This window comes from Flavobacterium branchiicola, from assembly GCF_018383905.1.
GTDB lineage: Bacteria > Bacteroidota > Bacteroidia > Flavobacteriales > Flavobacteriaceae > Flavobacterium > Flavobacterium branchiicola.
On record NZ_JAGYWA010000007.1, the window covers coordinates 203,761 to 226,757 of the forward strand.

General features: G+C 34.4%; 19 protein-coding genes. 5 read left to right on the forward strand and 14 right to left on the reverse strand.

The genetic code is table 11. The features are described 5' to 3' along the window. Positions 1 to 78 precede the first annotated feature (78 nt). A complete protein-coding gene (locus tag KHA98_RS18220) occupies positions 79 to 2,517 on the reverse strand; it encodes an arylsulfatase (protein ID WP_213259320.1) in 2,439 nt (812 codons plus the stop codon). A 326-nt stretch (positions 2,518 to 2,843) separates the two neighbouring features. Here KHA98_RS18220 and KHA98_RS18225 point away from each other — a divergent pair, with 326 nt between their 5' ends. Then, entirely contained in the window at positions 2,844 to 3,878 is a 1,035-nt protein-coding gene (locus KHA98_RS18225; protein WP_213259321.1) for a quinone-dependent dihydroorotate dehydrogenase, read from the forward strand. Here the strand turns inward: KHA98_RS18225 and KHA98_RS18230 are convergent. Together KHA98_RS18230 and KHA98_RS18235 are read right to left on the reverse strand one after the other, a co-directional pair. Further along, the gene (locus KHA98_RS18230; RefSeq protein ID WP_213259322.1) at positions 3,864 to 4,580 is read right to left on the reverse strand and encodes a DUF3307 domain-containing protein; all 717 of its coding nucleotides are present in this window, start codon (positions 4,578 to 4,580) and stop codon (positions 3,864 to 3,866) included. The two genes, KHA98_RS18225 and KHA98_RS18230, sit on opposite strands and share 15 nt — an antisense overlap. Beyond that, positions 4,577 to 5,191: a SatD family protein gene (locus KHA98_RS18235; RefSeq protein WP_213259323.1), complete on the reverse strand. Its 615-nt coding sequence runs from the start codon at positions 5,189 to 5,191 to the stop codon at positions 4,577 to 4,579. Before KHA98_RS18235 ends, KHA98_RS18230 begins: the two co-directional genes overlap by 4 nt. A 477-nt stretch (positions 5,192 to 5,668) precedes the next feature. On the opposite strand from KHA98_RS18235, the gene KHA98_RS18240 reads away from it, so the two are divergent. The 4 genes from KHA98_RS18240 to guaB all read left to right on the forward strand — a co-directional run bounded on the left by KHA98_RS18240 (position 5,669) and on the right by guaB (position 10,245). Continuing rightward, the gene (locus KHA98_RS18240) at positions 5,669 to 6,535 is read left to right on the forward strand and encodes a beta/alpha barrel domain-containing protein (RefSeq protein WP_213259324.1); all 867 of its coding nucleotides are present in this window, start codon (positions 5,669 to 5,671) and stop codon (positions 6,533 to 6,535) included. Positions 6,536 to 6,614: 79 nt separating this feature from the next. Beyond that, a complete protein-coding gene (locus tag KHA98_RS18245) occupies positions 6,615 to 7,166 on the forward strand; it encodes a hypothetical protein (RefSeq protein ID WP_213259325.1) in 552 nt (183 codons plus the stop codon). Further along, positions 7,163 to 8,563: a DUF5723 family protein gene (locus tag KHA98_RS18250; RefSeq protein WP_213259326.1), complete on the forward strand. Its 1,401-nt coding sequence runs from the start codon at positions 7,163 to 7,165 to the stop codon at positions 8,561 to 8,563. Before KHA98_RS18245 ends, KHA98_RS18250 begins: the two co-directional genes overlap by 4 nt. Positions 8,564 to 8,772: 209 nt before the next feature. Further along, entirely contained in the window at positions 8,773 to 10,245 is a 1,473-nt protein-coding gene (gene guaB, locus KHA98_RS18255; RefSeq protein ID WP_213259327.1) for an IMP dehydrogenase, read from the forward strand. Positions 10,246 to 10,369: 124 nt separating this feature from the next. Here guaB and KHA98_RS18260 read toward each other — a convergent pair whose 3' ends face one another. The 11 genes from KHA98_RS18260 to KHA98_RS18310 all read right to left on the reverse strand — a co-directional run bounded on the left by KHA98_RS18260 (position 10,370) and on the right by KHA98_RS18310 (position 22,954). After that, on the reverse strand, positions 10,370 to 11,515 hold the full coding sequence (locus tag KHA98_RS18260; RefSeq protein ID WP_213259328.1) for an FAD-dependent oxidoreductase: 1,146 nt from the start codon (positions 11,513 to 11,515) through the stop codon (positions 10,370 to 10,372). A 234-nt stretch (positions 11,516 to 11,749) separates the two neighbouring features. After that, on the reverse strand, positions 11,750 to 12,631 hold the full coding sequence (locus tag KHA98_RS18265) for a L,D-transpeptidase (RefSeq protein WP_213259329.1): 882 nt from the start codon (positions 12,629 to 12,631) through the stop codon (positions 11,750 to 11,752). Positions 12,632 to 12,719: 88 nt separating this feature from the next. Beyond that, positions 12,720 to 13,676: an alpha/beta hydrolase gene (locus KHA98_RS18270; RefSeq protein WP_213259330.1), complete on the reverse strand. Its 957-nt coding sequence runs from the start codon at positions 13,674 to 13,676 to the stop codon at positions 12,720 to 12,722. Positions 13,677 to 13,719: 43 nt separating this feature from the next. After that, positions 13,720 to 14,304, reverse strand: coding sequence for an NUDIX domain-containing protein (locus KHA98_RS18275; protein ID WP_213259331.1), 585 nt, complete (start codon positions 14,302 to 14,304; stop codon positions 13,720 to 13,722). A gap of 53 nt (positions 14,305 to 14,357) precedes the next feature. Beyond that, positions 14,358 to 15,629 carry an adenylosuccinate synthase gene (locus KHA98_RS18280; protein WP_213259332.1) on the reverse strand — a complete coding sequence of 424 codons (1,272 nt, stop codon included), beginning with the start codon at positions 15,627 to 15,629 and terminating at the stop codon, positions 14,358 to 14,360. Between the two features lie 91 nt (positions 15,630 to 15,720). Then, complete coding sequence (locus KHA98_RS18285; RefSeq protein WP_026981862.1) at positions 15,721 to 16,179, reverse strand: Fur family transcriptional regulator; 459 nt, start codon at positions 16,177 to 16,179, stop codon at positions 15,721 to 15,723. Between the two features lie 184 nt (positions 16,180 to 16,363). Then, complete coding sequence (locus KHA98_RS18290; protein ID WP_213259333.1) at positions 16,364 to 16,906, reverse strand: hypothetical protein; 543 nt, start codon at positions 16,904 to 16,906, stop codon at positions 16,364 to 16,366. A gap of 36 nt (positions 16,907 to 16,942) precedes the next feature. Further along, complete coding sequence (locus KHA98_RS18295; RefSeq protein WP_213259334.1) at positions 16,943 to 19,162, reverse strand: RelA/SpoT family protein; 2,220 nt, start codon at positions 19,160 to 19,162, stop codon at positions 16,943 to 16,945. 174 nt (positions 19,163 to 19,336) lie between these two features. Next, positions 19,337 to 20,872, reverse strand: a complete 1,536-nt coding sequence (locus KHA98_RS18300) for a serine hydrolase (RefSeq protein ID WP_213259335.1) — start codon at positions 20,870 to 20,872, stop codon at positions 19,337 to 19,339. Between the two features lie 16 nt (positions 20,873 to 20,888). Continuing rightward, complete coding sequence (locus KHA98_RS18305; protein ID WP_213259336.1) at positions 20,889 to 21,680, reverse strand: TrmH family RNA methyltransferase; 792 nt, start codon at positions 21,678 to 21,680, stop codon at positions 20,889 to 20,891. A gap of 188 nt (positions 21,681 to 21,868) precedes the next feature. After that, on the reverse strand, positions 21,869 to 22,954 hold the full coding sequence (locus KHA98_RS18310; protein ID WP_213259337.1) for an alkaline phosphatase family protein: 1,086 nt from the start codon (positions 22,952 to 22,954) through the stop codon (positions 21,869 to 21,871). Positions 22,955 to 22,997: the final 43 nt, after the last annotated feature.

A 22,997-nucleotide genomic window follows, 5' to 3' on the forward strand; every position in this document is an offset into this window, starting at 1 on the left:
TTTGCTTTTATAGAAAAACAAAGAGGTATTTGATAAACATTTTACAGTTGTTTACCAAATACCTTTTTTGTATTATTTTTAATCTCTTCCTAAAGCTCTTTTTGCATCATTGTTTAAATTGGAATATTCAATTTTTCCAACATTAACGCCAACGCCGTAAATTTCTCCTCCTTTAAATTCTCCCGGAGTTTTGTATTCTTTGCTAACAGCATCGCCACTGTCAAAACCAACACAAAGACCATCTCCGGAAAGAGTAAATTTACCAGTCTGGGTTCTCATTGGTCCTGATGCCACTTCTTTCCCGTCGATATAAAGTTTCATCGTTCCAATTGATTCTCCGTTCGGACCTTGTTTTTCACGATTAAATTCCATCCCGAAAACATGTTTCCCAGGAGTGATAGCAACATTTGATGTAAATTTTTGTTCAGGAGCAATTCCTAAGAAATTGTATACATAATTTAATTTTTTGTCTTTAATGAATAACGTGTGACCTCCAAAACGAGAACCGTGTGCAAAAAGTACACCTGATGCATTTGCATCTTTCACATCAACATCAGCTACAATTTTATAAGATCGTCCGCGTACATTTACTGCAACTCCTTCAGGAACTGGTGAAGTGCCTGGATAATAAACATATTGATCACGTGGGGCTTCAGATGATGGTCTTTCGGTTCCTAATATTTCAATTGCAGAACGGTCGTCTAAAGGTAGTACCAAGTTCTTAGCAGCTTCCTGATTCCAGTCGTTAATAAGTTCTTTTAATTTGTCTGGATTTTTCTTGGCTAAATTATTTGATTCAGATCTATCAACATCTGTATTATATAATTCCCAAACATCTTTGTCAAAATTTCCTTTTCCGGATAATGGTGCATGCAATGCAACCGCTTTCCATCCGTCTTTCCATAAAGCGCGGCTTCCAAGCATAGCAAAATACTGAATGTGTTTTTGAGTTTTTGTGTTAGGAGCAGCATCAAAAGTATATTTCATTGAAACACCAGATAAAGGATATTGTGGTACACCATGATATTCTTTTGGCATTTCTAGTCCGCATATATCCAAAATGGTTGGAACAATATCTGTTGAATGGTGAAATTGATCACGAACAACACCTTTTGCTTTGATTCCTTTTGGCCATGAAATAACTAATGGATCACAAGTTCCTCCGGCATATTGACTGTATCTTTTGAACATTTTAAAAGGTGTAGAAAAAGCAGCAGCCCAACCTGTAGGATAATGCTCGTAAGTATCAGGACTTCCTAATTTGTCTAAATATTTTAAGTTCTCAGCCAATTCATCAGGGTATCCGTTAAAGAATTTATTTTCGTTAACAGAACCAGATTCTGAACCTTCACCTGAAGCACCATTATCTGCAGCATAAATTACAACTGTATTTTCCAATTGACCTGACTTTTCTAGATAATCAATAATTCGTCCAACTTGTGCATCGGTGTATTCTGAAAATCCTGCATAAACTTCAGCCAGTCTTGAAAACAGTTTTTTCTCTTCTGGTTTTAGTTTATTCCAGTCCAATACATTATCAGCTGGGTTTGCAACTCCAGGAGGCATTGGGTTAAAGTTGTCCAATTTTGTTCCTGCTGGAATAATTCCTTTGGCAACCATTCTAGGCAGAACCCATTTGCGATATGCATCATAACCATCATCAAATTTTCCTTTGTATTTTGCAATATATTCTGCAGGAGCATGATGCGGTGCATGATTTGCCCCCGGACAGTACCACATATACCAAGGTTTTGACGGATTGGTGGCTTGTTGGTCTTTAATGTATGCAAGAGCATGATCGGCTAAGTCTTTAGATAAATGATAGCCTTCTTCTGGAGTTGCAGGCGGTTCTACAAAATGATTATCTTCTACTAAGTCTGGATACCATTGATTGGTTTCTCCACCAAGAAATCCATAAAAACGATCAAATCCCATTTGTAGTGGCCAGGTAACACGAGGTCCTCCAGATGCAATATCTTGCTCCGGAACATTGTGGTTTTTTCCAATCCAAAAAGTACTCCACCCATTATCCTGAAGGATTTGTCCAATTGTAGCAGCTTGTTTAGGTATTCTTCCACTTGCACCAGGAAATCCGTCGGCAGTTTCTGTAATTGCAGCCATTCCATTTAAATGGTGATTACGACCGGTAAGTAATGTTGAACGTGTTGGCGAGCATAAAGCAGTTGTATGCCATTGAGAATAGGTAATACCATTATCGGCTAATTTTTGCATAGTGGGCATATTAATTGCACCTCCATATGGAGACCAGGCTGCAAGTCCTGTATCATCATATAAAACAAAAAGAATATTTGGAGAGCCAGCTGGAGCTTTTTTCGGTAAATATGGGCTCCAGTCGCTTTTAGAATCGCGAATATCCAATGCTATTTTACCTTTAAAAGTTTCTTTGGTAACTTGTTGGGGATCTGCTTGGGCAAATATTTTCGAAGTTGTTCCTAATGAAAAACAAAATTGAAGTACGAAAATACTTTTCAGAATGAATTGTGTACTGAATTTCATGTTTTTAGTTGTTGATTAATATTGATTTTGAAGTGGAATTATCTCAAATTTAAATATTAAATAAATCACAGGATTTTTTGAAGGGACTGAACATGTTTCATTTTGTAATTTGCAACCTAAAAAATAGATTTTGAGCTAGTTTTTTAGTTTTTATAAAGAGTTTTTGTTTTATTGATTGTGTCGTTGTTGTAAGTTTTTAGAATAGTTTTAGCTGTAAGAAAAATAATGGAACAAAATTGAAATCATTTGTTTTGGTAAAAAAAGTACCTTTTTAAACTATAATATTTAAATTTGCATCCGAAAAATAACAACACAACAACACTCACATGTATAAATTGATAATCCGTCCGATACTTTTTTGTTTTGATCCAGAAGAAGTACATTATTTTACTTTTTCATTCGTTAAATTCATTTCAAAAATTCCTGGAGTTTCATCAATTATAAAGTCTGTTTATGAAGTAAAAGACACGCGATTAGAGAGAGAAGTTTTCGGAATTAAATTTAAAAACCCTGTAGGACTTGCTGCGGGATTTGATAAAGATGCCAAATTATATAAGGAACTTGGTGATTTTGGTTTCGGTTTTATTGAAATTGGAACTGTAACTCCGGTTGGACAGGAAGGAAATCCTAAGAAACGTTTGTTTCGTTTAAAAGAAGATCAGGCGATTATTAACCGTATGGGATTTAATAACGGTGGAGTTCTGGAAGCTGTAGAACGTTTAAAAAAGAATTCAGGGGTTTTGATTGGAGGAAATATCGGAAAGAATAAAGTAACTCCAAATGAAAATGCCGTTGATGATTATATCATTTGTTTTGATACATTGTTTGATCATGTAGATTATTTCGTAGTAAATGTAAGTTCTCCAAATACACCAAATTTAAGAGCTTTACAGGATAAAGAACCTTTAACAGCTTTGTTGCAGACTTTGCAAAACAGAAATGTTGAAAAGCAAAAAACAAGTACTCAAAAAGTAAAACCAATTCTTTTAAAAATTGCTCCGGACTTAACAGATGAGCAATTATTAGATATTATTGATATTGTAAAAACTACTCAGATTGCGGGTGTAATTGCTACAAATACTACAATTTCAAGAGATGGATTACAATCTGCTAACCAATCTGAAACTGGTGGTTTATCGGGGAAACCATTAACAAAGCGCTCAACAGAAGTAATTCGTTTTCTTTCGGAAAAAAGTAATAAAGCATTCCCAATTATTGGAGTAGGCGGAATTCATTCTGCCGATGATGCTATCGAAAAACTAAATGCAGGGGCAAGCTTAGTGCAATTGTATACCGGTTTTATTTATGAAGGTCCGGCATTGATAAAAGCAATTAATAAAAAAGTTTTAGGACAGTTGTAATAAAAGCGCCTGAATAATTAATCCAACGATTATTGCGATTCCGAAACTTAGCAAGGTTCCGATCATTACATATTCAGTAAGTTTTCGGTCTTTGGCTTCTTTTAAATCGCCAAATCTGAAAATAGATTTTGCGGCCAATAGAAAACCTATTGCTTCAAAATGTCCAGTTAGAATAAAACAGACTACAAATAAACGTTCCAGTATGCCTATGTATTTTCCTGCATGGGCAAGAGAATCGTCTTTATGACTATTTTCGGTTTCGGGACTCCAGATCGAAATGATTGTTTTAATGAAAATAGAAGTTGGTTTGGTTACCAGGATAATTCCCGTAATCAGAATCCAGAAATCATTCTCCAGCCAAAAATAGGCAATACTTTTATTTTGATAAAGAATTACAATTGCGATTAGAACTAAAATGTGCGCAATTTGATCGACAACAAACCAGGTACGTTTTGTATTTTCTTTCTGAAAATTTAGTTTTATTAAATCGATGATACCGTGAGTTACCGCGATTAAAATCGCATAAGGTATAAAGCTGATTTCTCCGGCTACAATTGCGGCCAAAATTCCGTGAAGTAAAATGTGAACATACAAGTAAATACTTTTATGTTTTTTAATTTCTTTATTGACTACCCATGAATTAGGCTGCCAGACAAAATCTCCCAGTAAATGTGCTAAAAGCAGTTTTATAAATAAAATCATGAGGCTGTAAGCTGTTTTATTTGTTTTCTAAAATATCGATCTAAATTCAGTACCAAATCAAATTGAGCGCGTTTTTGTCTTCGGCTCACGGCTGCCTGATTAATACCTAATTTCTGTCCAAGTTCTTCCTGAGATAAAGTAGGGTTTTCTATTGCGACAGCAACAAATTCAGCCGATTGTACTAACCAATTATCCATAAAAGTTAATGCCAGCTGTAGCATTAAATTCATTTTTTCATCTATCTCCTGATTCGCGGTTCGCATTGCTAAAGTGACTTTTTGCTTTTTTAAAGTTTCAAAAAGTTCACCCGAATTAATAAAAGCAGAACCGTTACTTTCTGATATTCGTTCGGCTGTATGTGTCTTGTCTCCAAAACCAATACTCATACGCGCATCAGATTTTATAGTTCGTAAATGTGCTTTAATTAAAATAGCAGCTAATAGAGTATCCTCAGGTTTTTTAATCTCAACCTGAAATTCATCGCCTCTGTAAATCTCCCACTGAATTGGTGTTTCACCAAAAGAACCTAAAATCTTTTTTAAATCCTCAACCCAATGTTTTGATTTTTGCTGTCTAGAACCAATTATGTCACCCGTAATTACACTAGTCATAATCAAATATAATTAAAAAATAATAAACTTTCTATTACAAATATAAGGAATAAAAATAATTATTACGGTTATCCGTAATATTTTATATTATTACGTTTTTTGGTAATATTTTTTTATAATTAACCCGTTGAGTGCAATTATATTTAAAAATGCTCCTTTGAATAAAGTAGCACATGGATAAAACGGATTTACTTTGTAAAAACGCGGATAATGAATCTGTTTAATCCGTGCCAAAATTTATAATATTTTAATTACACCCAACGGGTTATCATTACATATTTGCATAATAATCTGTTCGACAAATTGTAGAGGCGCACCGCAGTGCGTCTACGTTTTGTATTTCCAGCATTGTAGATTCTCTTTGTGTAGACGCACTGCCGTGCGCCTCTACAGAGATATGGTTTCAGAAAAACAAAAAAACATAATTTTTATTTCTTTAAAAAAGAAACTAACTTAGCCTTTACAAATGAATACGTTTTGAACAAAGAGATCAAGATTATCGAATGTCCACGTGATGCCATGCAAGGCATTAAGGATTTTATTCCAACAAAAAATAAAGTTACTTACATTCAGGCACTGCTTCGTGTAGGGTTTGATACGATCGATTTTGGAAGTTTTGTATCTCCCAAAGCAATTCCGCAAATGCAGGATACGGCTGAGGTTCTGGCAGAACTCGATTTATCACAAACCAGTAGCAAACTTTTGGCTATTATTGCCAATACACAAGGTGCAGTATCAGCGTCTGAACACGAGGCGATTCAATATTTAGGCTTTCCTTTCTCTATTTCTGAGAATTTTCAAATGAGAAATACACATAAAACAATAGCCGAATCGTTGATCACGCTTCAGGAGATTCTTGAAATCGCAGATCAAAAGAACAAAGAAGTGGTAACCTATCTTTCAATGGGATTCGGAAATCCTTACGGAGATCCGTGGAATGTTGAGATAGTAGGAGAGTGGACGGAGAAACTTGCCGGAATGGGCGTTAAAATTTTATCGCTTTCAGATACCGTAGGAACTTCAACACCAGATGTTATTACGTATCTTTATTCTAATTTAATTCCGAAATATCCTCAGATCGAATTTGGTGCTCATTTACATACCACACCCGACAGTTGGTTCGAAAAAATAGATGCAGCAGCAAAAGCAGGATGTACTCGATTTGACGGCGCGATTCAGGGTTTTGGTGGCTGCCCGATGGCAACAGACAAGTTAACAGGGAATATGCCTACAGAAAAATTGGTTTCTTATTTTACTGCTAATAAAAAAATAACAGGACTTAATTCTTTAAGTTTTGAAAGCGCTTATAATGAAGCTTCAAAATTGTTTGGGAAGTTTCATTAAAAAATGATTATATTTACTATACATTGATGTAATTAGCTACAAATTAAAGTTGTAGAATATTATCCGTAATTAAAATGTTATGAAAGCAAACTTCATTTACAAAATTTTCAGGATATTACTATTGCCTTTATTATTTCTTTCCTGCTCAAGTAATTTAGATTTTGATCAGGTAAAAGATTTGAAGCTGGAACCTGTACTTGTAGCCAACCTCGCTTATTTTGATGTTGATGCTAAGGAACTGGTAAATGACGGTGGAAATCAAATTGCGTTTGATATTAGGGATTTTGACATTTTTAAGGATAAGTTTTTTAATGAACATTTAAAGAAAGCTGCCTTTGATGTACAAATAGACAATACAATAGAAAGAGCCTTTGCCGTAAATCTGCTTTTAATCAACGCTAAAGACGAAATTGTTGAAACGCTTTCTTATAGAGTTCCAGCCTACAAAGGAACTCCTAATACAACAAAATATCCCACTGAAGTTTTTGAGAATCAAAGACTGGATCTTTTAAAACAAACCGTAAAAATTGCTTTTGTTGTTCTAATTACTGCTGGGCCGCCACTAACAGAACAAAGTCTTGGAAAATTAAATTTAAAATCAAGCGCAACCGTTTATATGGAAATAGAATGAAAAAGGTATATTTAATTTTATTTCTGTTAACGATATTTTCTTGTTTTTCGCAAAACAAAGAAGTCTTATATAATTTTACCTCGATCCCACAAGCTTCCCTAGTTAATCCGGGAGCAGATGTTTCGTATAAATTTTATTTTGGTTTGCCAATCCTATCCGGAGTTTCGGCTAATTTAGGATCAAGCAGCTTTTCTGCTTATGATTTGTTTGCAGATAACGGAGTAGATTTTAATGATAAAGTTAGAAACGTAATCAACAAATCTTCAAGAAACGATAAAGTCATTACAAACCAGCAATTGGAAATATTTTCGGGAGGATTTAGAGTAGGAGGCAAAGACAGTCGTTCGTATGTTTCTTTTGGAGTCTATCAGGAATTTGACTTTTTTATGTACATGCCAAAAGATTTGGCGATTTTGGCTTTGGATGGAAATCAAAATTATATTGGAAAAGCATTTAGTCTTACCGATTTAAATCTAAAAGCAGAGGTTCTTTCGGTTTTTCATGTTGGTTTTCATAAAAAAATGAATGACAAATTAGTACTTGGCGGAAGAGCAAAAATTTATTCCAGCGGAGCCAATGCAGTTTCAACACATAATTCAGGTTATATATACACAGGTCAAATGGCAGGAACACCAAATCTTTATGATCAGGTTATTTCCTCTAACTTAGAACTTAAAACCTCAGGAATTGCACGTTTTACAAAAGACGAATACGAAGGAAATATTGCAGAAGATATTGCTCATAATACTTTTTTTAATGGGAGTTTGGGTTTTGGTTTAGATGCCGGAGTTACTTATAATATAAAAGAAAATCTTCAGCTTACAGCCAGTATCATTGATTTAGGTTTTGTGCATCAATCCAAAGATATTGAAACAATAACTTATAAAGGAACGTACCATTACAATGGGACAAATCCTGATTTTATGGGTACAGATGATCCTGAAAATGTATTTGATGAGTTTGAGAAAGCAATTCCCAGAGATACACTATACAATAAATATACTACCTGGCGTCCAACAAAAATTTATTCTTCTCTTAAATATTCATTTGGAAAATCCCGTGCATATGAAGAATGTAATTGCGAAATGCCACAAAGTGTAGAAAAGTATAAAAATGCAGCAGGAGTTCAGTTTTTTGCCATGTCAGCGCCTAGAGAAGCTATTGCGGCATTGACGCTTTTTTATCAAAGAAAACTATTAGAGAAATTAGATGTAAAAGCAACGTATACTTTTGATACCTTTTCAAATAAAAATATAGGGCTCGGACTTTCCGGAACAATTGGTATGGTCAATATTTATGCTTTGGTAAATAATGTTTTAGAATACAAAGATGTTTCTAAAGCCAACAGTACCGCATTTCAGCTCGGAATAAATTTTGTCTTTCAGGATAAAGACTAAAAAACAATTTTTTAAATTCCAAATTCCAAAACTCGGCAATTTCAAATAATAAACGACCTATTCAATCGCAGATTTGGAATTTGGAGCTTAATTATTTGGATTTGTAAACCGTAGGTTTTTTCCTGTAAGAGCAATTTTATGAATAAGTTAGTGATCAAGTTAGCAATTTATTCACTATATTTGCACGCAATTCAACTAGAAATTGCAACATGATAGCACACAACTCCAAGATTATCGGCGAAGGTTTAACTTACGACGATGTATTATTAGTACCTAACTACTCGAATGTGCTTCCCCGCGAAGTAAGCATTAAATCAAAATTCTCAAGAAACATCACATTAAACGTTCCGATTGTATCTGCTGCTATGGATACAGTTACAGAAAGTGCAATGGCAATTGCTATGGCGCAAGAAGGCGGAATTGGTGTTTTGCATAAAAATATGACGATCGAACAACAAGCAGGAAAAGTTCGAAAAGTAAAACGTGCAGAAGCTGGTATGATTATCGATCCGGTAACATTACCAACAACTTCTACAATTGCAGATGCAAAAAATGCAATGAAAGAATTCGGAATCGGTGGTATTCCAATCGTTGACGAAAACAGAATCTTAAAAGGAATTGTAACCAATCGTGACTTACGTTTTGAGAAAAACGGTGCAAGACCAATTGCTGAGGTTATGACAAGCAAAAACTTAGTAACGGTTGCTGAAGGAACTTCTTTAGAACAAGCCGAAGTTGTTTTACAAGGTCATAAAATCGAAAAATTGCCAGTTGTAAATGCTAACAACGAATTGGTTGGTTTAATCACTTTTAGAGATATTACAAAACTGACTCAAAAACCAATCGCTAATAAAGATTCTTTAGGTCGTTTAAGAGTTGCTGCTGCAATTGGAGTTACAGGAGATGCAGTTCAAAGAGCTGAAGCTTTAGTCGCTGCCGGTGTAGATGCAATTATTATTGATACTGCTCACGGACATACAGAAGGTGTAGTGAATGTATTAAAAGAAGTAAAATCAAAATTCCCTCAAATAGATGTAATCGTTGGAAACATCGCAACTCCGGAAGCTGCTAAATATTTAGTAGAAAATGGAGCAGATGGTGTAAAAGTAGGAATCGGACCTGGTTCTATCTGTACTACACGTATCGTTGCTGGTGTTGGTTTCCCTCAATTTTCAGCAGTTCTTGAAGTTGCTGCAGCAATCAAAGGAACTGGAGTTCCTGTTATTGCAGATGGTGGAATTCGTTATACAGGAGATATCCCGAAAGCAATCGCTGCAGGTGCTGACTGTGTAATGTTAGGATCATTATTGGCAGGAACAAAAGAATCTCCGGGAGAAACTATTATTTTTGAAGGAAGAAAATTCAAATCTTACCGTGGAATGGGTTCTGTAGAAGCAATGCAAACAGGTTCTAAAGACCGTTATTTCCAGGATGTTGAAGACGACGTTAAAAAATTAGTTCCGGAAGGAATTGTTGGTCGTGTTCCTTACAAAGGAGAATTAAACGAAAGTATGCTTCAATTTATTGGAGGTCTTCGTGCAGGTATGGGATACTGTGGTTCAAAAGATATTCCTACTCTACAGGAATCAGGACGTTTTGTTAGAATCACTTCTAGCGGAATCACAGAGAGTCACCCTCATAACGTTACAATTACAAAAGAAGCTCCAAATTATTCAAGATAATTTTTAGTTTTTAATATAAAGCAAAAGGCGCAAGATTTAAATCTTACGCCTTTTTTAGTTGTTGCCAAGTGATTTGTAAACCAACTTAAATATACTTACATCACTTATATGGTGAAAAAAATCTTTAATCGTCAACACGACTACTCAGGATATCTTCCGCTGTAATATCAGAATGCAATAAATCTTCCATTTTTTTAGTCATGCGTTGTGCTTCAAGAGCGTAGCCAAACATTTTTTTCTCATAATCTTCAATTGCAGCATCAATGGTGTCGAATTTTCCGTTAGTTAAATTTTCTGTCAGATGATAAGCATCAAACAATCCCATATTTACGCCTTCGCCTGCAAAAGGAGGCATCAAATGTGCTGCGTCACCAACAAGTGTAATGTTAGAATGTTCTTTCCAGGATTCTTCCAAAGAAAATAAACGTAAAGGTAAACCTGAAAATTCAGTAGAAACAGCAAAGAACTTTTTATAATCTTCACCCCAGTTTTTAAAAGTCTCGTTTAAAAAGGAAATTACTGCCTGATCATCTTCAAAGTTGATTCCGTGATTTGAAATCCAGTTTTCATCCGCTTTAAAAGAAACTCCAAAATGTACAGAACCGTCACTCATGGTATGGGTATAAAACATTTTTTGTTCCCCCATTGCCATTACATTCCCATTTCCGTATTTGGGTTTAAATTCAGGATAATCTTTCTCAGGATTTACAATTTCTCCCTGTATAATATAAGTTCCTGAAAGTTGAGGTTCCTGATCACTAACGAATTTTCGGGCATTAGATCTTCCGCCATTAGCTACAATTACAAAATCTGCAGTTGTTTTATTTCCATTTTTAAATTCCAGAATATACTGATTTGCAATTTTTTCAATATTGATTAATTGACTGTCCCAGACAACCGTTTTTTCCTGAAGATTATCCAGCATAATTTTGCGTAAATCATTACGATCGATTTCAGGTCTTGAATACGCATTGGTTTCGTCCGGTATTTCGTCAGAAGTAATATTTCCGTCTATATCAGCCATTTTTTCGCCTGTTGGTCTCGCATGTTTGTAGAATTCCTCCATCAAGCCGGCTTTTTGAATGGCAAACTGTCCCGAACCGGAATGAATATCCAGCGTTCCTCCGGATGTTCTCGCCTGAGCATTTAGATCTCTTTCATAAACCGTTACATCGGCGCCGTTGATTTGTAAAATTCGTGCAGTGGTAAGCCCAACGGGACCGCCGCCAATAATGGCAATTTTTTTATTTTCTATAAGTGAAGTTTTCATTTTGTATGGAATTTGATTCGTGTTAAAAATTTGAAATATCAAATGAAATAATTCGATACAAAGATATAATAATAAATGAATGTTCATTTATTTATGAAATATTTTTTTAATTTTGAACACAGAAATGCACTGCAGTGTGTCTAACTTAAGATTCGGGAAATTCTTTTTGCATTTAAATTAAAAAAGACCGTATCATTTATAACGATACGGTCTTTTCTCTTCAATAAATATATTTTAAAGTGTGGCGGTTTGCTCGGCTTCTCTCAATTTTTGATTTTCAAGAATTTGCTGGAGAAAAGGTTTTACCTGATTTTCAATTTCAGATTCAGGAATATTTAAAGATTTTGGATCTTTTGCTAATTGCAGCCAAGGTTTTGAACTGTTAAAATTATAACTTCCAAAAACAACAACAGGAGTTCCTTTTACTTTTACATTTTCTTTGTCTTTTAAAATCCATTCATCTGCAAATGTGTATAAATATTTAGCATCTTTTTCCTGTAATCTTAAGCAAGAGTGGGAGGCAGGATAACCCGGTAGATCATATTGATGAAAACCAACCCCAAGTTTATTTTCAATATTAAAATTCCATTTTAAATCCCATTCGTCATTAAAAGTGCTGGTTGTTTTTTCGGCTTTCCAATTGGTGAAAAACAATCCGGTTGGCGTTGGATCTTTTTTTCTTCCCATATTGGTCGGGCCTGTATAAACCAGTTCTCCGTTTTCGTAAGCCGCAAAAGTTTGCGTCGGATAAGAGAAAATAATAATTTTAGAAACTTCTTCTAAAGCTGAAACATGAAGCGGAAATGGAAGGTAATAAACCAAATCTCCGCTAAAATCTGCCGGAATAACAACAGAATCCAGTTTCTTGAAATTAGCTTTGTCAGTTCGGTTTAAAGCGTAAACAATATCCATTTTACTGCTGTCTGCTTCGTTTGTTTTAAGCCATTCTTTTGTTTTTTCAATTTTATAAGAAACAGATTTTGGTTTCTTGTATTCAATTACTTTTTTGGGCTTTTTATTTTCTGTAATAGTTGTAGTTTCATTTTTTTTGCAGGAAGCTAATAAAACTAACATCATTATAAGTAGGGCATTTGCTGAATAATATAACTTTTTCATAGGTACTAATTTTATGAAAATAAAGTTATAAATCATTACAATCAAAAGCTTACATAATTTTTTGTTTTGGTTTCGGGATTTTCATTTTTTAGTGATTTTGCTGATTTGCTGATAAAAAAATGGAAGTATCAGCTATCCATCTACTTTTGTTTTTAATTAGATAATTTTCATGACCAGTATTTTTGTAAGTGCTAAGTTTTTTTAAACCTTTCAAATTGGTGTAAATTTCATCAATTTCTTTTCGACTTACACTTTTATCTTTTTCACCATAAAGTAATAAGGTGGGACAAGTAATATTCTTAGCGTATTCGGATGGATTATGATTAAATCCCCAAAAGCCATTTTGTAAACCACCCCAAAAAACTAATAATCCTGCCATAGGAAATATTGGTGCATTCATTTTATTAAATCTGGCACATACTGTCGTGTACATCGAACCAAATGGGCATTCAAGTAGTATTCCTTTTGGTTTTATATTCGTATCATTAATACATTTCATGATTGCAACAGCTCCCATTGAAGTACCAAAGAGATATATGTTTTGTTCGCCTGATCTTTGCAAATAATCAAATGTTGTTTTAACTTCTTCCGCTTCTTTAAAACCAATTGTAGTTTGATTTCCTTCGGAATTTCCACTTCCCATAAAATCAACAAGTAATGTATTGAAACCTAATTTTATAAATTCATCCGATTTTGAAAGCATTGAAGATTTCTCTCCGCCATAGCCATGGAATAGTATGACGGTTCCCTTTGAGTTTTTATTTTTAATTAGCCAGCATTCAATTTCTTTATTGCTATGCAGCTTTAAAGTTGTATATATCTGAGAAGGAAATTTATTGTTTCTTGGTTTTGGATTATTTACTCCTAGAAATAAAGTTTTGGCTTTTTCAAAAGAAGATAATTGCTCCGGACTTCTTGTTTTCTGAGATTCATTCGCTGTAAAGTGGGTGAATTTGTAGGCATGAAAAAAAGCAACAACATTTATAAGAATAAATATTGTTGCCAATGTTATAAGGAGTATGGTTTGCTTTTTTAGTCTTTTCATTTCATGTTTGCTAAACTTTCGAAAACTAAAATACTCATTTTTTTTAAACCAGTCCTTTTATTTTAGCATGCTGTAATAACAAAATGGTTTTTGCATCAGTTATTTCACCAGATTCTATCATCGCATAAGCTTCATCAAAAGTATATTCCAGAACTTCAATGTTTTCCTGTTCAGCATCAAGACCGCCACCTTCGCTTACTTTCATGCTTTCGTTATATTCTCCAACAAACAAATATAAAATTTCTGTTACAGATCCCGGAGACATATAGGTTTCAATCACTTTCTGAACTTTGCTTAAGCGATAACCTGTTTCTTCTTCTGTTTCACGAATAATCGCCTGTTCAGCATTATCCTTATCCAAAAGTCCTGCACACGCCTCAATCATCATTCCGGTTTTATTTCCGTTAAGATAAGTTGGCAGACGAAATTGTCTTGTCAGGATTACTGTTTTTTTAGATGAATTATACAATAGAATAGCAGCGCCGTTTCCGCGATCATATACTTCGCGAATATGCGATTCTGTTTTTTGGTTTTCTTTTGTGTAATTAAAAGTCACCTTGTTTAATACATACCAATTGTCTGATAATAACTTCGTTTCAGTTATTTCTATTTCCGGATTTTTTCTCATGTAGATTTTGTTTCAAAAAAAAACGCTCTGATTATCAGAGCGTTTAAAATGTATTATTTTGTTATTGTTTGTTTTCTGTCTGGTCCAACCGATACAATTTTGATTGGCACTTCGATTTCTTTTTCAATAAACTCAATATATTCTTTTAGCTCAATTGGCAATTCATCGTAAGTTGTCAATCCTGTTAAATCAGCTTTCCATCCTTTAAATTCTTTGTAAACCGGAGTAACATTTTCCGGCTCAATGTTGTAAGGAAAGTGAGCAATGTTTTGTCCTTTATAGTTGTATTCTGTACAAACTTTTAAAGTTTCAAAACCAGAAAGAACGTCACCTTTCATCATCATTAATTGCGTAACTCCGTTAACCTGAACAGCATATTTTAAAGCTACTAAGTCTAACCATCCACAACGTCTTTGTCTTCCTGTTACAGATCCAAATTCGTTACCAACTTTTGCCATTGTAGCTCCAACTTCGTCAAAAAGTTCAGTAGGGAAAGGTCCGCTACCAACACGAGTTACGTAAGCTTTAAAAATTCCGTAAACTTCTTTGATTTTGTTAGGAGCAATTCCTAAACCTGTACAAGCTCCGGCTGCAGTAGTGTTTGATGAAGTTACAAACGGATAAGTTCCGAAATCAACATCTAATAAAGATCCCTGAGCACCTTCACAAAGAATAGATTTACCTGCTTTTTGAGCCTGGTGAATGTATTCTTCACTGTCAATAAAATCTAATTTTTTTAATTCTTCGATAGCTTCGAAAAATTCTTTTTCTAATTCAGCTAAGTTGTATTGAATAGCAACATCATAAAAAGCAATCATTGCTTCGTGCTTGTCTGCCAAAGCTCTGTAACGCTCTTTAAAATCTTCTAATTCAATATCACCAACTCTTAAACCATTTCTTCCGGTTTTGTCCATGTAAGTTGGTCCAATTCCTTTTAGAGTAGAACCAATTTTAGCTTTTCCTTTTGAAGCTTCAGAAGCCGCGTCAAGTAAACGGTGTGTTGGTAAAATTAAATGTGCTTTTCTTGAAATGATTAATTTCTTTTTGATATCAAGGTTGAATTTCTCCAATCCTTCAATTTCTTTTTGAAAAACTACAGGATCAATTACAACTCCATTTCCGATGATGTTTATTGAATCTTTATGAAAAATTCCAGAAGGGATTGTTCTAAGTACGTGTTTAATACCGTCAAATTCTAAAGTATGTCCTGCATTTGGTCCTCCCTGAAAACGTGCAATAATATCATAATTTGAGGTAAGAACGTCAACAATTTTTCCTTTACCTTCATCTCCCCATTGTAATCCTAGTAATAAATCTACGGTCATTCTGTTTTAATTTGCGTTGAGACAATCTGAGTTGCCCTACTGATTAATGTAGTTAATTTTCTTTTTTATTTTTGAATAATTCCTTTCCGGATTATTGTTTTTGCTTTTTGTTTCCGTAGAAATATAAAGAGTGATTTGTGATCTCTATATCAAATATTTCTTCGATTGTTTTTTTGATGGTCTGAATTCTTGGATCGCAAAATTCAATTACTTCGCCAGAATCAGTCATGATAATGTGATCGTGCTGTTTGTCGAAATACGATTTTTCGTAATAAGCCTGATTTTGTCCAAATTGATGTTTTCTAACCAAAGCGCAGTCTAACAATAACTCAATCGTGTTGTAAAGCGTAGCCCTGCTCACACGATAGTTTTTGTTTTTCATTTTGATATACAAGTTTTCAATATCAAAATGTTCTTCGCTATCGTAAATTTCCTGAAGTATAGCATAACGCTCAGGAGTTTTGCGATGCCCTTTTTGCTCAAGATACATTGTAAAAACATTTTTTACAATTTCTTGATTTTTAGTGTTGTCAGTTGAAATGAGTGTCATATCCGGCAAAGATAATTTTTTATTTTTAATGAATAAAAGTTTCGGGTTTAAAGTTTAACGTTCTATTCTGAATTTGAATTCGAATATCGCATCAAAAACAGGCTTTTACAATGATATATTTTAAATAAAAGGAATAAACTTAATTAACATAATTATTTTTATTTATGATAAATCTAACAAAGTTTTATTTCGTTTTGGACATGTACATATACCAGTTCCATTCCCAGGTTTTTCCTTTATCATCAGACATTGCCTGACTCCAGACCGGATTGCTTTCATCTCTGGCATCCCATCTGAATACTTGTAAAACCTCTTTGTCTTCAAAAATATCTTTAGAAAAAAAATGGCCCACTTTATTTTCAAAAGAACCCACTACAGGTTTGTCTAAAGTGCCAGAATTAGAATCCGCCCAATAAATACTCCAAAGTTTTGTAACGGGATTAAATAATCGGACTGTCATTCCTTCAAATGGTTCACCATCAAAAGTAGCAAGGAAATTATCGATATTGTCAATGCCGTTTAAAATCTTGTACATTTCCTGTGTAGAAGGAAATTCAATCCATTCGGTACAATTTGCAAATCTCTTTTTTAGTTTTTTATTTCGAATAACAGATTTTCCCTGAAAAAAATCAAAATCATCTTTGGATGAAGTTGCTGAGGCAAGAATTAAAAGATCGCCTTTTTCATTAAAATTTACTTTCGGAATTTCTAAAATTTCGTTTTGCATAATTAAACTAAAAGTCTTTTGAATTGTATTAAATCGTTAGGTTCTATACTCTCGTGTTACTTTATCAACTCCGTCAATTTTTTTGATGGCATTGATCATTTTTTTCAAAATCGTATTATTTTTTACAATTACCGCGATTTGACCATGAAATATTCCCGCATCAGTGCTCAATGAAATACTTTGAATATTTACACTCATATTATTCGAAATAACACGTGTTAATTGGTTTGTAAGACCTAAAACGTCCATTCCGGTAATATTTATAATGGCTTTAAATTCTTCCTGAGATGAGTCAATCCATTTAGCACTCATGATTCTGTACGCATAATTCGATTGCATGCCAATAGCATTTGGACAATCTTTTTTGTGTACTTTGATTCCTTCGTTTATCGTTACAAATCCGAAAACATCATCTCCGGGAATTGGATTGCAGCATTGCGAAAGTTTATAATCAAGTTTATCATGTTCGGTTCCAAAAACCAACATATCGTAATTACTGCTGATGACTTGTTTGTGAATATCCTCGTCGGCAGTATCTTTGTTTCGTTTGATTTTATTCTTAAAGAAATTGATAAACGAATTGCTTTTTTGTGCCGCATAATCTTTTAACTGCTGATTTTCGATGGCACCAATTCCAACTCTGTAAAATAAATCTAAACTTGTTTTTAATTTAAAAAAGTTAACTAACTCGTTTGTTACTTGTTCGTTAAACGTAATTTTTAAATGTTTTAATTTTCGGGTAAGCAGTTCTTTTCCTTCTTCGGCAATTTTTTTAGTGTTCTCGTTAAGAACATTTTTTATTTTATTTTTTGCTCTTGAAGTCGTTACATATTCCAGCCAGTTTATGGTTGGTTTTTGATTTGCCGAAGTTATTACTTCAACCTGATCACCGCTTTTAAGTTCGTGATTTAATGGAACTAAACGCCCATTTACACGGGTTCCTCTGGTTTTGATTCCAATTTCAGAGTGAATACTAAAGGCAAAATCCAATGAAGTTGCTCCTTTTGGTAATGATTTGATTTCTCCTTTTGGAGTAAAGACAAAGATTTCTTTTGAATATAAATTCATTTTAAAATCTTCGACAAAATCAACCGCATTGGTTTCCTGATTTTCTAACGCTTCGCGAAGTAAGTTCAGCCAAACGTCAAGGCCACTTTCTTCGGTTGCTCCGTTTTTGTATTTGTAATGCGCTGCATATCCTTTTTCTGCAATTTCATCCATACGCTCGCTTCGAACCTGAACTTCGACCCAACGACCTTTTGGTCCCATTACAGTAATGTGAAGTGCTTCATATCCGGTTGATTTTGGAGATGAAATCCAGTCACGTAATCGGCTAGGGCTAGGTCTGTAATGATCGGTTACGATTGAATATATTTTCCAGGCAATAAATTTCTCATCATGTGGATCTGATTTATATACAATTCGAAGGGCAAATTTGTCGTAAACTTCATCAAAGCTTACATTTTGAGCGCGCATTTTTCGACGAATCGAATAAATGGATTTCGGACGCCCTTTTATAATGTAATCAATATCTTCGCTATCAAGGGATTTCTTCAAAACATCCGAAATATCTTTGATGTAAGCATCCTGTTCTTCTTTTGTCTCTCTGATTTTGCTTACAATGTCATTGTAAACATTGGGTTCTGTATATTTTAAACCTAAATCTTCCAGTTTGGTTTTGATGTTGTAAAGTCCTAAACGGTGGGCGAGAGGAGCGTAGATATAAAGCGTTTCAGAAGCAATTTTGGTTTGTTTGTATTCCGCCATGGAATCCATTGTTTGCATATTGTGCAAACGATCCGCCAGTTTAATCAGGATAACACGCACATCATCGTTAAGAGTAAGGATCATTTTACGGAAATTTTCCGCCTGCATTGAAGCATTTAAATCCTTTTGTACTAATGAAATTTTGGTTAAACCTTCAACTAACTGTGCCACCTTTGGATTGAATAAACGTTCAATCTCGTCAACAGTCATTGGAGTATCTTCAACAACATCATGCAATAAAGCCGCAGCAATTGAGGTCGCGCCCAGACCAATTTCTGAGGCAACAATTTTTGCAACTGCAATAGGGTGAAAGATATACGCTTCTCCTGATTTGCGTCTTTGCTCTTTGTGGGCATCAACGGCAACGTCAAAAGCTTTACGAATTAATTTTTTGTCTGCGGGGCTTAAAGTCTGATAACTAATTCGAAGTAATTCTTTGTATTCCTGCGCAATAGCTTTATTTTCTTTTTCAATATCAATTTCTGTCATAACGGCATAGTTCAAGTACTAAAAATAAGAATTAGTTTGAACATACGCAAGGGAATGGAGGGTTGATTTTGGAATGGAAATATTTTGTTTCAGGTTTAAAGTTTCAAGTTATGAACCATCGTTTATGTTTCAGTTTTTAACCTGAAACTTGGAACCTGAAACTTGAAACAAAAGTTATTCTTTCGAAAAATCCAGATCCTGAAAATCATAACTAAAGTCAGTCAGGTCAGAGATTGGAAGCATTTTTAAGTTTGTAACTTTTCCATTTGCATCATAGGTAAACAAAAGATGAGCATCGGCATGGAAAAAGGCATTATTCCATTTTACAACATAATTTCCGTCTTTGTAGAAAAACACTTCTCCGGCTAATTGTGGAGAACGCTTTGATGCAAAATATAATTTTCCTTTTTTTTCTGTAATGGTAACTTCGCCAAACCAATTGTCTTTGTAAGTTCCGGTGATTTTAGAGAAGTCCGTTTTTAGTTTGTCTTTCTTGTTTTTTGCAACGGTTGCCCAGACTTCAGCAGTAACTTTATCAGCAGAATCTTCACTTTCTTTCATTTTGCTGCTGTAAATCGACACATAATCTTCTGATTTTATGCCCAGATAACTGTCTTTAATAGTATTAGTTATCGCGCTAAATGCAGCTCCCGATTGTTGATTGGTGAGTACAATAATTCCTAAACCTAATTCAGGAATTAAAGTCGTCTGCGTTACATTTCCTTCTAATCCTCCCGTATGTGAAACCTGTTTATAACCTTTTACATCACTTAAAAACCAGCCCAAACCATAACCGGAAAAATGAGTATTGTAAGGAGGTCTTGTTTTAGCCGGAATAATAGTTTGCAATTGCCACATTTCGTTGTGTTCTTTTTCCGAAAACAATTGCTTATCGCCGTATTTACCATTGTTGATTTGCAAAATAGCCCATTTACTCAAATCATTTACACTTGAATAAATCCCGGCAGCACCATCAAAAAGCTGGTTTTCGTATCTTTTTATTGTTTTTAGTTTTCCGTCAATTGGTACGTGCGGAGTAATAACGTTCGAAGTATCTTTTAAGCGTTTTATTGAGGCGACACTTCCGTTCATTTCCAAAGGCTTCATAATGCGGTTTTCTACAAAATCTGCCCAGGTCTGTCCGCTTACAACATGCACAATTTCACCGGCAATAATGTACATTAAATTATCATAATCGTATTTGGTTCTAAAACTTGAAACCGGTTTTAAATAACGCAAATTATGTACGATATCTTTTGCGGTGAAATCACTTCCGTCAGGCCAGATCATTAAATCTCCGGCACCAAGTCCAAGTCCGCTTCTATGGGTTAGCAGGTCGCGAATGGTGAATTCATTCGTAACATAATCATCGTACATTTTAAAATCAGGAAGATATTTAATCACTTTATCGTCCCATTTTATTTTGCCTTCGTCAACTAACATCGCCAGTGCAGCGCTGGTAAAAGCTTTGCTGTTTGAAGCGATTCCAAAAAGTGTATTAGCGTCTACTTTTTGTTGTGTTATGATGGATTTTACGCCATATCCTTTTGCCAGAACTACTTTTCCATCTTTTACAATTGCAACTGAAATTCCGGGAACATCAAATGCTTTTATTGTTCGGTTGACCAATTCATCTACTTCCTGATTCGTAATTTGTGCCGAAACTGAAAAACTAAATAATAAGGCTAAAAGTGAAATTTTGTAATTCATAGCTTATGGTTTAAGGTTATTTGAATTCTCTCTGACGTTTTGCTTCAAAAATTAAAATTGCAGCAGCGACAGAAACATTCATACTGTCAATTTCTCCCTGCATCGGAATTATAATATTTTGTGTTGCTGCATCACGCCAATCCTGCGTTAAGCCTGTTGCTTCTGTGCCGACAACTAAAGCGGTTGGAGTGGTGAAATTCTGCGTATGATATGAAGTTGAATTTTGTAAAGTCGCACAGTAAAAATCAATCTTGTTTTCTTGTAAAAAAGCAATTATTTCTGCCGTGGTTCCGGTTGCTATCTGGTTGGTAAACAAACAACCAACACTCGAACGAACGATATTTGGATTGTATAAATCACTTTTAGGATTTGCAATCAAAACAGCATCCAGATTTGCGGCATCTGCGGTTCTTAAAAGCGCACCAATATTTCCTGGTTTTTCTGGAGCTTCGGCAACCAAAATCAAAGGATTTTTGGATAGTTTTAAATCGGATAATTTCAGCGATTTGGTTTTTGCAACGGCCAATATACCTTCAGTAGTGTCTCTGTAAGCGAGTTTTTGATAAACTTCTTTATTGATTTCTATAATTTGAAATGGAGAAGGAATCAGTTTGTTGATTTCTGATTCAGAAACTAATTCCGGTAAAAATAAAACGGTTTCAATTTCATATCCGCCTTTTATAGCAATTGAAATTTCACGTAATCCTTCAATCAAAAAAGTTCCGGTTTGTTTGCGGGCTTTTGCTTTTTCCTGCAATAAAACAAGAGATTTTATAAACGGATTTTGTACTGAAGTAATTTGTTTCATTTTTTTTGAGCGACTAAGTTTCTAAGGTGCTAAGATACTGAGATTTTTTTTTAAGATGCAAAGTTGCGTAGATACAAAGGTTCAGAGTTTTTTCTGCCACGAATTTCACAAATTTTCACAAATTATAATTAAGCAGAGTTGAAAGAAATTAGTGTAAATTAGTGTAATTTGTGGCAAAAGAAAGAAAATTATTTCTGTAAAACTTCAGGGATTTCGTTTGCTACCGGATGTTCGGCAGTAAAAGTATATCCCATAATTTTAGCAAGTGTCTGCGCAAACTGTTTTTGATACAATTGAGAATCGGTTTTAATTTCACCTTTTGCTGCAATTTCCGGACCCATTGCGGCAAACCATATTTGTGAAGCTCCGGCAATATCTGAGCCATGATCTGTCCATTGCGATTTTATTTTGTCACCACGGCCATGATCTACGGTTATCAAAATAGTGGTTTTGTTTTTGTATTGCGGATCGTTTTGTACAAAAGTCCAGATTTCCTGAATCCATTTATCTACCTGATTTGCGGCATCCAGATAAGAACGATATTGACCGTGATGTGCCCATTCGTCAGTTTCCCCGTAAGCAACATAAAGTACTTTTGGCTTTTTAGTTTTAAGTTCATCCATTGCCTGATAATGCGTGAAAACATCTAAACATTCATCCAGATGGAAAGGTTTATACGAGTTATTACGCATCTCATTTAATAGTTTTTGACTCTGAGTTGGTTTGCTTCCGCCCACATTATCAAAAGCAGAAATTACTGGAAAACCACTTCTTTCTTCATTTAAAATTCGGTCAAAAGCATCCCAGGCACCAAACGCAGCAACTTTTCCTTTTAGTTTGGATTGCTGATTTAGAAATTCTAAAACATTTACGTTAGGATTGGCTTTGTAACTGTTTGAATTGACTTTTAGATCAACATTTCCGGTCATAATTTCACTATATCCCGGATAACTAAACCAGTATGGGTTTGCAACATCGACTTTGTTTCCAAGATCGCGATTACCATAAATTTGCCCTTTCGAAACAATTTCTGACCAGAAAAAAGGCATTAATTTTTTTCGGGATTCCTGAATGTCTGGACTTCCGTAATTTTTATAAATATAAGTACTGTCTCCCTGATTGAATTTTTTATCATTTGCAATTGCAGGATCAATACCCTTAAAAACTTCCTGCCATCTAAAACCGTCTGTGGTTATTATGATAATGTTTTCTGTTTTTTGAGCCTGAGAAAGAAAGCTCGTTAAAACGACTGTTAGTAGAATTAATTTTTTCATTTCTTATTTTTTTAATGGACAATTTCAATAGTGATTATAACAA